Annotated in this window: 2 protein-coding genes (1 of these 2 only partly in view); both read left to right on the top strand. The window is 63.4% G+C overall.

Annotated features, from left to right (window positions below; translation table 11 throughout):
• Positions 1–7,038, top strand: the 3' end of a protein-coding gene (locus HBA99_RS23725) for a non-ribosomal peptide synthetase (protein ID WP_070951839.1). It extends 17,358 nt beyond the left edge of the window; the window shows 7,038 of its 24,396 coding nt (coding positions 17,359–24,396); the start codon falls outside the window, past its left edge; it ends in the stop codon at positions 7,036–7,038.
• Complete coding sequence (locus tag HBA99_RS23720) at positions 7,038–15,194, top strand: non-ribosomal peptide synthetase (RefSeq protein WP_070951840.1); 8,157 nt, start codon at positions 7,038–7,040, stop codon at positions 15,192–15,194. The genes HBA99_RS23725 and HBA99_RS23720 overlap by 1 nt, the downstream gene beginning before the upstream one ends.

Genomic DNA, 15,194 nt, shown 5'->3' with positions numbered 1-15,194 from the left:
ATCTGGGGAGCGCTGCTGCACGGAGGCCGGCTGGTGGTCGTGCCGGAGCCGGTGACGCGATCACCAGAAGACCTCACCTCTTTATTGGTGGACGAACAGGTCAGCGCGTTGAGCCAGACCCCCTCGGCCGTCGCGATGCTGGCGCCCGAGTCCTTGGGATCGGTGTCTTTGTTGGTGGCCGGTGAGCCCTGCCCGGGTGAGGTGGTGGACTGCTGGGCACCTGGACGGCTGATGGTCAACGCCTATGGGCCGACCGAGACCACAATTTGTGCCTCCAGGACAGCGTCTTTGGCGGTCGGCACGGGGGCGCCCCCGATCGGTGTGCCGGTCCAGGGCGCGGCGATGTTCGTGCTGGACGGCGCGTTACGTCCGGTACCACCCGGTGTGGTCGGCGAGTTGTACATCGCTGGTCGGGGTGTGGGCGTCGGGTATGTGGGCCGGACCGGTTTGACGGCCTCACGCTTTGTGGCGTGCCCTTTTGTCGGCGCGGGAACGGCGCCGCAGCGGATGTATCGCACCGGTGATCTGGCGCGTTGGGACGGCGACGGGCAACTGCGGTACGTGGGCCGTGCCGATGAGCAGGTCAAGATTCGCGGATACCGCATCGAACTCGGCGAAATCCAGACGGTATTGGCGGGGTTGGACGGCGTCGAGCGCGCAGCGGTGATCGCACGAGAGGACCGCCCCGGAGACAAGCGTCTGGTCGGCTACGTAACCGGAACAACGAACCCTGCCAAGTTGCGCACCCAGTTGGCCGAGCAGCTACCGGCCTACATGGTTCCGGCTGCGGTAGTCGTACTCGAGACGTTGCCGATGACCACCAACGGCAAGCTCAACACCCGCGCCTTGCCCGCACCGGAGTATCACGACATCGATCGCTACCGTGCGCCCGGCACTCCTACCGAGGAGATCCTGACCGGAATTTACGCACGGGTGCTGGACGTCGAACGTGTCGGAGTCGACGACTCCTTCTTTGATCTGGGTGGGGACTCGCTGTCCGCGATGCGTCTGATCGCCGCGATCAACGCCGACTTAGATACCGCCATCTCGGTGCGTACCGTGTTCGAGGCGCCCACCGTGGCCCAATTGGCACCGCGCATCGCCGGAAAGTCGCACACCGTCTCCCCGTTGGTCGCGGTCGAGCGTCCCGCGGAGGTTCCACTGTCGTTTGCCCAGTCTCGGTTGTGGTTCCTGGACCAATTGCAAGGGCCCTCACCGGTTTACAACATGGCGACGGCTCTTCGGATCAGCGGGAATCTGGATGTCGACGCGCTGAGCGCGGCGCTGGCCGATGTGGTGGCCCGCCACGAGAGCCTGCGTACCCTGTTTCAGGCGGCAGCGGGAGTGCCGCAGCAGCGGATCCTGCCATCCGAGCACGCGCAGTTCGGCTGGCACGTCGTCGATGCCACCGGTTGGTCGGCGGGTCAACTGCAAGAGGCCATCGGTGAGGCGGCGCGCCACACATTTGACCTGGCCGCCGAAATACCATTGCGAGCACAGCTTTTCCGCATCATCGGTGACGAATATGTGCTGGCCGCAGTCGTACACCACATTGCAGCGGACGCCTGGTCGATCACGCCGCTGGTGGCCGATCTGGGAGTGGCCTACGCCAGCCGGTCCGCGGGACAGGCCCCCGGATGGGCACCCTTGGCGGTCCAGTACGTCGACTACACGCTGTGGCAGCGCACCGAACTGGGTGATCTTGATGACGGTGGCAGCCGCATAGCGACGCAGTTGGCGCACTGGCAGGAGGCGCTGTCGGGCATGCCCGAGCGCATCGAGCTGCCGACCGACAGGCCCTACCCGCCGGCTGCGGACCAGCGGGGTGACACCGTTTCCCTGGACTGGCCTGTCACGCTACAGCAGCAGATCGCCAGGGTGGCAAGGGAACACAACGCGACTAGCTTCATGGTGCTGCAGGCCGCCCTCGGGGTACTGCTGGGCAAGCTCAGTGGAAGCACTGATGTCGCCGTCGGATTCCCGATTGCGGGGCGCAGCGACCCCGCTCTCGATGAGCTGATCGGATTCTTCGTCAACACCCTGGTATTACGGGTGGACTTGACTGGTGATCCGACGGTGGCAGAGCTGCTTGCCCAGGTGCGAGGACGGAGCCTGGCTGCCTACGAAAACCAGGACGTGCCTTTCGAAGTGCTCGTCGATCGGCTCAATCCCACTCGGTCATTGACCCACCACCCGCTGGTCCAGGTGGCGCTGGGGTGGCAGAACGTCCCCGGACAAGGTGGCGGCGAGACCGGACCAGGACTGGCACTCGGTGATCTAACGGTGACCCAGATGGCGGCGGACACCCAGACCGCCCGCATGGATCTGAGCTTCTCCATGGCCGAACGCCGCACGCACACCGGTGATCCTGCCGGGATCGGCGGGACGGTGGAGTTCCGCACCGATGTGTTTGACCGGGCCAGCATCGAAACACTGATCAATCGGTTCGAACGGGTGCTGGTGGCGATGACCGCCGATGTGGATCAGCATCTGTCATCGATCGATGTGGTTGATAGTGAGGAACACGCTCGCCTTGACGTGATGGGTAACCGAGCGATGTTGTGCCGAAAGGGAAGTGCCCCGGTGTCGGTCCCCGAGTTGTTCGGCGAGCAGGTGACGCGCGCACCCGAGTCGGTCGCGATCACCGACGGCGTACGTTCGATGACATATCGGCAACTCGACAGCGCTGCAAATCTCTTGGCACACATGCTAATCACGCAGGGTGCAGGGCCTGGAGGTTGCGTTGCACTGCTGATGGAGCGATCCGCCGAAGCGATCGTCTCCATGCTGGCAGTACTGAAGTCCGGTGCGGCATATCTCGCGATCGACCCGGCGGCGCCTGCGGCCCGGATGGAGTTCATGTTGGCCGACGCGGCGCCCGTCGTCGCGATGACCACCGGCGGTCTGGCCGAGCGGTTGGACGGTCGCGGGTTGGTGGTCATCGATGTCGGCGATATGTCCGATCTCGATGACACCCTGGCGGACGACGAACTTGGTAATGCGCTGCGGGCCGCGGCTCCCGAGGACATCGCCTACCTCATCTACACCTCGGGAACCACCGGGGTACCCAAGGGTGTGGCCGTCACGCATCACAATCTGACCCACCTGGCGCGCTCGACGCCCGCCTGCCTGCCGCCCGACCAGGTGTGGACTCAGTGTCATTCCTACGCATTTGATTTCTCGGTGTGGGAGATCTGGGCCGCGTTGCTCGATGGCGCACGTCTGGTGATCGTGCCCGAGTCCGTCGTTAGTGCACCCGAGGAATTCCACGCACTGTTGGTCAGCGAGCGGGTCAACGTGCTCACCCAGACTCCCTCTGCGGCTGGGTCATTGCCGGCGGATGGGCTGGAGTCGATTGCGCTGCTTCTCGGCGGTGAGGCCTGCCCGGGTGAGGTGGTGGATCGCTGGGCACCTGGGCGGACGGTGATCAACGCCTATGGCCCCACCGAAATCACGGTGTACGCGTCGATGAGTGCACCGTTGAAAGCCGGGTCGGGTGCCGCGCCGATCGGTGCGCCCGTTGCGACCTCGGCGCTGTTCGTGCTCGACGAGTGGTTACGTCCGGTGCCGATCGGCGTGGTCGGCGAGTTGTATGTGGCCGGTGATGGTGTGGCCTGCGGCTACCTGGGCCGGCCGGGGCTGACGTCATCACGCTTTGTGGCCTGCCCATTCGGCGAGCGCGGTGCGCGTATGTACCGCACCGGCGATCTGGTGACCTGGCGTTCCGATGGACAGCTGCAGTATTTCGGGCGCGCCGATGATCAGGTGAAGATCCGCGGGTACCGCATCGAGCTCGGCGAGGTGCAGGCCGCTTTGTCCGCCCTGGCGGAGGTATCTCAGGCGGTGGCGGTCGCCCGTGAGGACCAACCAGGTATCAGGCGGCTTGTCGGCTATGTCACCGAATCGGAGAAGGGTGCGGTGGACTCGGCTGCACTCCGAAGTAGATTGGCAGACGACCTTCCCGGATACACGATCCCCAGCGCGATCGTCGTCCTGGACGCGTTGCCCTTGACGGTGAACGGCAAGCTGGACACTCGCGCGTTGCCGGTGCCGGAGTATCAGGACATCGATCGGTACCGTGCCCCGGCCGATGCGATCGAGGACACGCTGGCAGGCATCTACGCCCAAGTGCTCGGGCTCGATCGAGTTGGAGTCGATGACTCGTTCTTCGACCTGGGTGGAGACAGCATTTTGTCCATGCAGGTTGTTGCCCGGGCACGCGCGTGCGGTGTGACATGCCGCCCGCGCGACATCTTCGTGGAACAGACTGTGGCGCGGCTGGCCCAGGTCGTCGGATTGTCCAGCCACGACGTGGTCCCGGCGGACGAGGGTATCGGGCCGGTGCCCGCGACTCCGATCATGCGGTGGCTCCGTGAGGTCGAAAGGACCGGCGGCCCGATCGACCAGTTCAACCAGACGGTAGTGATCCAAGCACCACGGGGAGTCACTGAGTCCGATGTGGCGATGGTTTTGGGTGCCCTGCTTGACCGGCACGCCATGTTGCGACTACGCGTGCAGGTTGACGATGAGCAGGATTGGGCTCTTCATGTTCCCGAAAAGCCTTCATTATCAGCGCATCTGAGTTCCGTGGAGGCGTTGTCGGACGAGGCGTTGACGGCAGCTCGGTCGCGGTTGGATCCGTCTGCCGGGGAGATGGTCAGCGCGCTATGGGTGACATCCACGAACCAGCTGGTCTTGACTATTCATCATCTCTCCGTCGACGCGGTGTCCTGGCGGATTCTGCTTGAAGATCTCAACATCGCTTGGGCCCAGCATCGTCATGGGCAATCCGTCACGCTGCCGACAACGGGAACCTCCTTCGGCCGCTGGGCCGCACTGGTCGACGATCATGCGCATGCCAAGACCGTTGTGGACCAGGCCGATCGCTGGCGCCGAGTGCTGGCAACGCCGTCGGCACTGCCCTCGGTGCGGGCCGGCCTGGACACGTACGCTGCCGCTGGGCATCTCACGGAGTCACTGGATGTTGAGACGACCCGCGCGCTCCTCGGTGAGGTTCCGGCAGCGTTCCACGCCGGGGTTCAAGACATACTGCTCATCGCGTATGCGTTGGCATTGACGGAGTTCCTGGGTATCACCTTGCCGGTAGCCATCGATGTCGAGGGACATGGCCGCGTCGAGGAACTGGGGGACACCGGGCCCAACGTCGATCTGTCGCGCACTGTGGGCTGGTTCACCACCAAGTACCCGGTGGCATTGAGTGTTGCGGGGCAGGTCGGACGATCCGTGGATGGGTTGCGCTGGGAACAGATCGTGGCCGGAGATCAGGCGCTCGGGCAGGTGGTGAAGGACGCCAAGGAACAACTGCGTGCGCTGCCCGAAGGCATGACGTACGGACTGCTGCGCTACCTCAATCCGGACGTTGACCTATCCGGGTCGGATCCGACCATCGGATTCAACTACCTCGGCAGATTTGGTGCGGCCGACACCGCGCAGTCCGTGTCCACTTCAGAGCTCTGGCAGGTCTGTCCCGACGGCGCGGCGGTGTCCGCCGCGGCTGCCGCAATACCCATGCCGCTGGCTCACACGCTGGAACTCAACGCGAGCACCGTCGAAACAGATTTCGGTCCAAGTCTTTATGCCAACTGGACATGGGCTCCCTCGGCGTTGGACGACTCCCAGGTCGGCCGACTTAACCGGCTATGGTTCGACGCCTTGGCCGGGATCTGCGCACATGTGCGTGGTGGCGGCGGCGGTCTTACACCGTCCGACATCACCCCCGCCCGGCTTACCCAGCTGGAGATCGATGAGCTCGCTCGAGATCATCCGATCGCCGATGTGCTGCCGCTGACACCCCTGCAGCGGGGACTGTTGTTCCAGGCCAACGCGACTCGCGGAAACCAGGACGACGTCTATGCCATGCAACTCGATGTCACCGTGACGGGCCCGCTCGATTCTGACCGGTTACGCGAGGCGGTATGCACGGTGATCAACCGGCATCCCAACCTGGCGGCCCGCTTCGACAAACGGTTCGACGAACCGGTGCAGATCATCCCGGCAGAACCCAGTGTGCCCTGGCAGTACGTTGATATGCGCACGGAAAGAACGGATATCGACACGAGACTGCGGGAGCTGTGCGCCGCCGAACGTGTATCGGTCTGCGACCTGATCCAGCAATCCGCCTTCCGGGCGGCCTTGATTCGCCTATCCGATAACGCGCATCGATTCGTCCTGACCTACCACCACATCGTGCTCGACGGCTGGTCGCTGCCCATCCTGCTGCAGGAGATCTTCGCGAGCTACTACGGGCAGCGTCTCCCTGCTGCCGGGTCGTACCGCAGGTTCGTCACGTGGCTGGCTGATCGAGACATCGAGGGCGCGCGGCAAGCCTGGCGTGATGTGCTTGCCGGTTTTGACACCCCCGCGCTGGTCGCGCCCCGGGGCAGGACCACGCCGGGACCGCGTGCCACCGAGACGTACCGGCTGCCTGCCGAGACGACAAGGGCCGTTACCGAATTGGCGCGCTCGGAACACACCACTGTCAACACGGTGCTGCAGGCTGCGTGGGCGCAGGTGCTGATGTGGCTGACGGGCCGGCACGATGTCGCATTCGGGGTTGCGGTCTCGGGGCGATCGGCGGAGGTGGCAGGCGCAGATTCCATGGTCGGGCTATTGATCAACACCGTGCCGGTGCGGGCAACGATCACGCCCAATACCACTATTGCCGACCTGTTGGGCGATCTGCAGCGGCGGCACAGCGCCACCCTTGACCACCAGCACCTGGCTCTCAGCGAGATACACCATGCCAGCGGTCACGAGCAGTTGTTCGACACGCTGTTCGTCTACCAGAACTATCCGGTGGAGGCGGTGGCGGCATCCATGGCCGACGGGTTGGCGATCGCCGAAGTCAGTGGCCGCGAGTACAACCACTACCCGCTGACCCTGCAGGCCATGCCCGGAAGTGAACTGCTCCTGCGGGTCGAATTCGATACCGGACTGTTCGGTGTGGGCCGGGTACAGAAGATCGTCGAGAGGTTCCAGCGGGTGCTGGAGGCGATGACGGGGGAGGTACAGCAATAGTGAAGGCCGATGCCACCAGGCGCTTGTTGTCCATGGATCTGGGCGATACATATGAGCGCACAGAGTTGGATGCGTGGGGTAATCGTGCGGCGCTGGATCGCCCCGTGACCTCGGCGTCGATTCCGGAGTTGTTCGCCGAGCAGGTGGCGCGCCACCCCAGTGCGGTGGCGGCGAGTTGCGATGGCAGCCACGTGTCGTATCGCGGGCTCGACGAGGCTTCGAATCGGTTGGCATACTGGCTTGTTGCACATGGCGTGCGGCCGGGCCAGCGCGTGGCTCTGCTGTTCTCACGATCGGTCGAGGCGGTCGTGGCCATCATGGGGGTGCTGAAGGCCGGTGCGTCTTACGTGCCGATTGATCCCGCGGTGCCCGATGCGCGGCTGGAGTTCGTACTGACCGATGCATCGCCGGTGCTCGCGGTGACCACCGGCGATCTGGCGCACCGTCTGGACGGTCGCGGGTTAGTGGTCCTCGATGTGGGTGACGTGCCGGCGAACGCCGAGACCGGCGCGGTTGGCGAAGGGCCAACATCGGTGGTGCTCAGCGGCGAGGATATCGCCTACGTGATCTACACCTCGGGAACCACTGGCGTTCCGAAAGGTGTTGCCATTGCGCATCACAACGTGACCCGACTGATCCGAGCCACTGACGCCAATCTTCAGTTGTTACCGGGACAGGTTTGGTCACAGTGCCATTCGCTGGCTTTCGACTTCTCGGTATGGGAGATCTTCGGCGCTCTGCTGCATGGCGGGCGGCTCGTAGTGGTTTCGGATTCTGTGGTGCGCTCACCCGAGCAGTTCCACGACTTGCTGGTTGATGAGCAGGTCAGTGTGTTGAGTCAGACTCCGTCAGCGTTCTATGCGTTACAGACCGTGGACACGAGCAGGCCGCGGGCAAGTCAACTCGCTCCGGCGGTGGTCGTCTTCGGTGGGGAGGCTCTGGAGCCGAACCGGCTGAAGGCGTGGTTCGAGGACCATCCACGATCGCCCCGATTGATCAACATGTACGGGATCACCGAGACGACGGTGCATGCCTCGTTCCGTGAGATCACCGCCGAGGACGCCGATGGGTCGGACAGCCCGATCGGTGTACCTCTGGAGCATCTCGCATTCGCGGTTCTGGATGACTGGATGCAGCCGGTGGCGGTTGATGTGGTCGGCGAGTTGTACGTGGCCGGTGCGGCCTTGGGGTGCGGCTATCTGGGAAGGGCTCCCCTGACCGCCACCCGTTTTGTGGCCTGTCCGTTCGGAGAATCAGGCGCCAGGATGTACCGCACCGGAGACCTGGTGTGTTGGGGAGCCGATGGACAACTGCGATATCTGGGCCGTGCCGACCAGCAGGTAAAGATCCGTGGCCATCGGATCGAACTCGGTGAAATACAGTCGGTATTAACGGTTCTCGATGGCGTCGAGCAGGCCGTGGTGATCGCCCGAGAGGACCGTCCGGGCGATAGACGGTTGGTCGCCTACATCATCGGTACTGCCGACCCCGTGGAGTTGCGCGCCGCACTGGCCGACAGGTTGCCGACCTACATGGTGCCCGCCGCGGTGGTCGCGCTGCCGAGTTTCCCCTTGACCGTCAACGGAAAACTCGACAAGAACGGGCTACCGGCGCCGGAATATCACAGCGTCGATCAGTACCGAGCCCCGGTCAGTCCCACCGAGGAGATCCTGGCCGGGATCTATGCTCAGATACTGGGCCTGGACCGCGTAGGCGTCGACGATTCGTTCTTCGACCTGGGTGGTGATTCACTGCTGGCGATGCGCTTGGTCGCCGCGCTCAACCGATCCATGGATGCGGGCCTGGACGAGCGCGCGGTGTTCGACGCCCCCACGGTCGCGCAGTTGATGCTCCTGATCGGTGGGGAAGATCGTCGACTGCAGCCCTTGGTCGCTGCCGTGCGACCGGCGTCGCTGCCGCTGTCATTTGCGCAGAGCAGGCTATGGTTCATCGACCAACTGCACGGCCCTTCACCGGTGTACAACCTGGCTGTGGGGCTGCGCCTACGGGGCCCGCTGGATGCAGAGGCGCTCGGCGCAGCGTTCGTGGACGTGGTGGACCGTCACGAGAGTCTGCGCACGATGTTCCCGGCGGTGGACGGAAAACCGCAGCAGCTGGTCGTGGCGTCCGAAGAGATTGAATTCAGCTGGGATGTCGTGGACGCCGCCGAATGGCCGGCGGACCGGCTGGAGGAGTCGGTCGCGGAATCGGCGTGGCACAGTTTCGACCTTGCGACCGAGATCCCAATTAAGGCAGGGCTTTTTCGCATCGCTGACGACGAGCACGTGCTCGTGGCGGTGGTGCACCATATCGCCGCAGACGGTTGGTCGATGACGCCGTTGGTGACTGACCTGGGCGTGGCCTACGCCCGCCGATGCGTGGGGCAGGCTCCCGATTGGAAGCCGTTGGCGGTCCAATACGCCGATTACACGCTATGGCAGCGTGAACAATTGGGCGTACTCGATGACGGCGACAGCCGGATCTCCCGGCAGCTGGAGTTCTGGGAGAAAACACTGGCCGGTATGCCGGAACGTCTGATGCTGCCGACCGATCGCCCCTACCCTTTGGTCGCCGACCAACGCGGTGCCCGACTCGATGTGAACTGGCCGGCAGATCTGCAACAGCGCGTCAATCGTCTGGCGCGCGAACACAGCGCCACCAGTTTTATGGTCGTGCAGGCGGCACTTGCAGTGCTGTTCTCTAAGCTCAGCGCGAGTTCTGATGTAGCGGTGGGATTTCCGATCGCCGGACGCCGTGATCCGGCGCTGGATGAGCTGGTCGGGTTCTTCGTGAACACGCTGGTGCTGCGGGTGGAGCTCGCGGGAGATCCCAGTGTCGCTGAGGTACTGGAACAGGTACGTGCGCGCAGTTTGGGTGCTTTCGAGAACCAGGACGTGCCCTTCGAGGTACTCGTCGAGCGATTGAACCCGGCCAGATCCCTGACCCATCATCCGTTGGTGCAAGTGATGCTGGCATGGCAGAACGTGCCCGGACAGATCAGCGAGTCTCGCGGTGGACTGACGTTGGGAGATTTGCAGCTCAGCCAGGTACCGCTGGATACCCACTCGGCCCGGATGGATTTGTCGTTCTCATTGTCGGAATGCTGGAACGAATCAGGCCAGGCCGCAGGGATTTCGGGGACCGTCGAGTTTCGTACCGATGTATACGACGCCGGCAGCATCGGGACCATGATCGACCGGCTACGACGGTTGCTCGAGGCGATGACCTCCGATGCGACACGGCCACTGTCGACGATCGACGTGCTGGACGCGGCGGAGCTCGAACAGTTGGACGGCTGGGGTAACCGGGCAGAGTTGGTCAGGCCCGAGATCTCGGTATCCATCCCAGCCTTGTTCGCGCAGCAGGTCTCTCGTGTGCCAGGCGCGGTGGCGGTCTGTTTCGACGGCAGTCATATGTCATACCGCGAACTGGATGAGGCGTCGAATAGGTTGGCGCACCTGCTGGTCCAGTATGGCGTGGGCCCGGGAGAGCGGGTGGCGTTACTGTTCTCGCGGTCGGTCGAGGCAATCGTGGCGATCTTGGGAGTGCTCAAAACCGGTGCGGCCTATGTGCCGATCGATCCGGCGGTGCCTGATACACGGATGGAATTCGTGGTCGCTGATGCAGGCCCAGTTGCTGTCGTGACAACCACTGAGCTCGCGGATCGGTTGGATGGGTACGGAGTTGTGGTCATCGACATCGACGATCCGGTCCTCGGTGTCCAGCCGGTCGGTGCGCCGTCGGTGGGACCGGCGGCAGAGGACATCGCCTACGTGATTTACACATCGGGTACGACGGGCGTGCCCAAGGGCGTGGCCATTCCGCATCGGAATGTGACCAGCCTGCTGCGAGCGCTGGACGCCGATCTCGAGTTGTCGGCCGGTCAGGTGTGGGCGCAGAGCCACTCGTTGGCCTTCGACTTCTCGGTATGGGAGATCTTCGGCGCCCTGCTTCATGGCGGGCGGTTGGTGATCGTGTCCGAAACTGTGGTGCGGTCGCCGGAGGAGTTCCACGCCTTGTTGGTCGACGAGCAGGTCAGTGTGTTGAGTCAGACGCCGTCGGCGTTCTACGCGTTGCAAACCGTGGACGCGATGGGCGCCGAGCCCGCGGGTCAGCTCGGTATCGAGATAGTGGTCTTCGGCGGAGAGGCACTGGAACCGCAGCGATTGAAGCCATGGCTGGACCGGCATCCGGTCTTGCCGAGGCTGATCAACATGTATGGGATCACCGAGACGACGGTGCATGCCTCGTTCCGGGAGATCACGGCCGCTGATCTCGAGGACGCGGTCAGCCCGATAGGCGGGCCGCTGGGGCATCTGGCGTTCTCCGTTCTGGACAAGTGGCTGCGCCCCGTTCCGGTTGGCGTGGTCGGCGAGCTGTACGTGGCGGGCGCGGGGTTGGGCTATGGATATGTGGGCAGGACGGGCCTGACTGCCGCGCGGTTTGTGGCGTGCCCCTTGGGGACGGCAGGCTCGCGGATGTACCGCACCGGAGACTTGGTGAGCTGGGGACATGACGGCCAGCTGCAGTACGCAGGGCGCGCCGATGAGCAGGTGAAGGTCCGCGGTCATCGCATCGAACTGGGTGAAATCCAGACGGCCCTCATGGGTTTGGCGGGGGTTGAGCAGGCTGTCGTGATCGCCCGTGAGGACCGCCCTGGAGACAAGCGCCTGGTTGGTTACATCACCGGTTCCGCAGACACAGGCAAGATTCGCGCTCAGCTGGGAGAGTGTCTGCCCAATTACATGGTGCCGGCCGCGGTGGTCACCTTGTCGATCTTGCCCTTGACGGTCAACAGGAAGCTAGACAAAAAGGCTTTACCCGCACCGGAATACACCGATATCGATCATTACCGCGCCCCGGCGACTCTTGTCGAAGAGATCCTGGCCGGGATCTATGCCCAAGTTCTGGGCTTGGACCGGGTCGGCGTTGACGATTCGTTTTTCGATCTCGGGGGCGACAGTATTTCGGCCATTCAGGTGGTGTGGCGGGCGCACGGCGCGGGCCTGGTCGGTCGCCCGCGCGACATCTTCGTCCAGCAGACGGTAGCCCGGCTGGCGCGGGTGGTCAGGATGGCCGACGGTACCGGTGGCATAGCAGACCAGGGACTCGGTGCGGTCGTCGCGACACCGATAATGCAGTGGCTAAAGGGAATTGACGGTCCGATTGACGAATTCAACCAGACCGTAGTACTGCAATCACCGACAGGTGTCACAGAGGCAGCCGTTGTCATCATGTTGCAGGCTCTCCTGGATAGACATGGCATGCTGCGGCTGCGCGCAGCGAACGATGGGGATGGAGGCTGGTCGTTGACGGTGCCCGATCCGGGCTCGGTCAATGCTCACGAGTGTCTGCAATCGGTGGATGTCTTGACCGACGAGGTAGTGGTGGCAGCACGTTCGCGGTTGAACCCGGCCGCGGGAGTGATGCTGAGCGCGCTGTGGGTGACCAGCACCAGCCAGCTGGTGCTGGTCGTTCACCATTTGGCTGTCGATGGGGTGTCATGGCGAATTCTGTTGGAGGATTTGACCATTGCGTCAACCCAGCTGCGCGGCGGCCAGGAGGTGCTGTTGCCACCGGCGGGGACGTCTTTCCAGCGATGGGCGGAGCTACTGGCTGAACACGCACGCCGCCCCGAGGTGGTCGGGGAGGCGGGCGCCTGGCGTCAGGTGGGGGAGATTCCGTCGAGTTTGCCGGCGCCGCAACCGGTCGAGGATACGTTCGCCACGGCCGGGTACCTGACCGAGTTTCTGGATGCCGAGACCACACACATGCTGCTCGGTGAGGTGCCGGCAGCATTTCATGCCGGCGTGCACGAGATCCTGTTGATTGCCTTTGCTTTGGCGTGGGCTCAGCACTTGGGTACCGGTGGTGCTCCCATCGCCATCGACGTGGAGGGTCATGGACGCCAAGAGGAGTTGGCAGATACGAGCGGAACCACCGGAAGTATCGACTTGTCGCGCACAGTGGGCTGGTTCACTACCAAGTACCCCGTGTCGTTGGCGGTCGGTGGATTGCGCTGGACTCAGGTTGTCGCCGGGGACGCCGCGCTCGGCGCGGTGATCAAAGATGCCAAGGAGCAGCTTCGAGATCTGCCTGACGGTTTGACCTATGGTCTGCTGCGCTATCTACATCCTGAGGTGGATCTGCCGGGATCGGACCCCGCAATCGGATTCAACTATCTCGGGCGGCTGGGGGCTCCGGCAGCCTACGCATCGGGAGATGTGTGGCGCTTCAGTCAAGACGGCTTGTCATTGACCGGAGCTGCCGGGGCAATGCCCATTGCGCTTCCACACACCGTGGAGCTCAACGCGGTCACCATCGACACTGACACCGGACCGCACCTGAACGCCACCTGGACGTGGGCGCCCACGGCTCTGGATCGGATGGCGGTCATGCGTATCAACCGGCTGTGGTTCGACGCCCTGGCAGGTATATGCGCGCATGTGCGAAGGGGTGGAGGGGGATTGACTCCCTCGGATATCGTTCCGGCTCGGCTCAGCCAGCGCCAGATCGATGCTCTGCAGAGTCAGTTCCGGATCGCCGACGTATTGCCGCTTACTCCCTTACAACAGGGATTGCTTTTCCACGCTGGCATCGCGAACTGCTCCGGTGATGATGTGTATGCGGTGCAGTTCGATATCGAGATGAGCGGATCGCTGGAGGCGGACCGACTGCGTGATGCGGTGCAGGCAGTGGTAGCAAGACATCCGCACCTGGCAGCGCGATTCTGCGAACAGTTCGAGCATCCGTTGCAGATCATTCCCGCCGATCCTGTGGTGCCGTGGCGGTATGTCGAGTTATCAGCTGATCAAACAGATCTCGATGTTGGCGAGCAGATTGAGCAGATCTGCACCGCGGAACGCGCCGCTGTTTGTGATCTTGCCGACCAGCCCGCGTTTAGGGCCGCGCTCATCCGCATCGGGGACGATCGGCACCGGTTTGTGCTCACGAATCACCACATTGTGCTCGATGGCTGGTCGATGCCGATCCTCATGCAGGAGATCTTCGCGGGCTATCACGGGATGCGGTTGCCCCCAGCCGCGTCGTATCGAAGCTTCGTGACCTGGCTGTCAGAGCGAGATCACGAGGCCGCGCATGCGGCGTGGCGTGAGGCACTGGACGGCTTCGAGACTCCCGTTCTCGTTGGCCCGTCACAGAAGTTGCAATTCGGGCGACGAAGCGTCGACTCGTTCAGCGTGCCCGCGAAGACCACGCGTGCGCTCACGAAGCTCGCACGTTCGCACCACACCACCATCAACATCGTGCTGCAGGGCGCCTGGGCGTTGCTCCTGAGTTCGGTGACCGGTCACCGCGATGTCGCGTTCGGCTCGACCGTCTCGGGACGCCCGGCCGAAGTCCTCGGGGCGGAATCGATGGTGGGTCTGTTGATCAACACGGTGCCGGTGCGGGCCACCATCACTCCCACCACGACGACCTCAGATCTATTGCACCAATTGCAAAGTGCCCATAACGACACTCTGGAGCATCAGCACCTTTCATTGAGTGACATCCACCGCATCACCGGCCAGGAAAGGCTGTTCGACACCGTCTTCGTGTATGAGAACTATCCGACCGACACCGGGACGGCATCGGAAATCGACGGCTTGGCTATCACTGGTTTCAGTAGTCGCGATTACTACCATTATCCGATCGCTGTGCAGGCCGCGTCCGGCCGTGAATTGGAACTTAGGGTCCAGTACGACACCGATGTGTTCAGCGCGGAGAGTATTGAAGAGCTGATCGAGAGGTTCAAGCAGGTGTTGGTGGCGATGTGTGCCCATCCCGGGCGCACGTTGTCCTCCCTGGAACTGCTGGACCAGCTTGGCCGAGCGCGGTGGAGCGGGTGGAGCGATGATCTTGTGCCGATGCCGGAGATGTCGGCCGGTGAAGTCCGTAGCACAACGGGATCATATTGTCCCCCTGCAACTTTGAATGAGCAGATCCTGTCAGGGATCTTCGCCCACGTACTGGGCGTGGACCGCGTCGGGGTCGACGAGTCATTCTTTGACCTGGGCGGCAACTCGCTGGGGGCGATGCGTGTGGTTGCCGCGATCAACACCGCCCTGGATGCCAACCTCACGATGCTTGCGCTGTTTGACGCGCCGTCAGTCAGAAGCTTGACCCAGCAGCTGGCAAGCAGTCCCACGCGATGA

It is taken from the genome of Mycobacteroides chelonae, from assembly GCF_016767715.1.
GTDB classification, from domain to species: domain Bacteria; phylum Actinomycetota; class Actinomycetes; order Mycobacteriales; family Mycobacteriaceae; genus Mycobacterium; species Mycobacterium gwanakae.
Note: the sequence above shows the minus strand (reverse complement) of the source record. Positions and strands in the feature narration are given on the sequence as shown.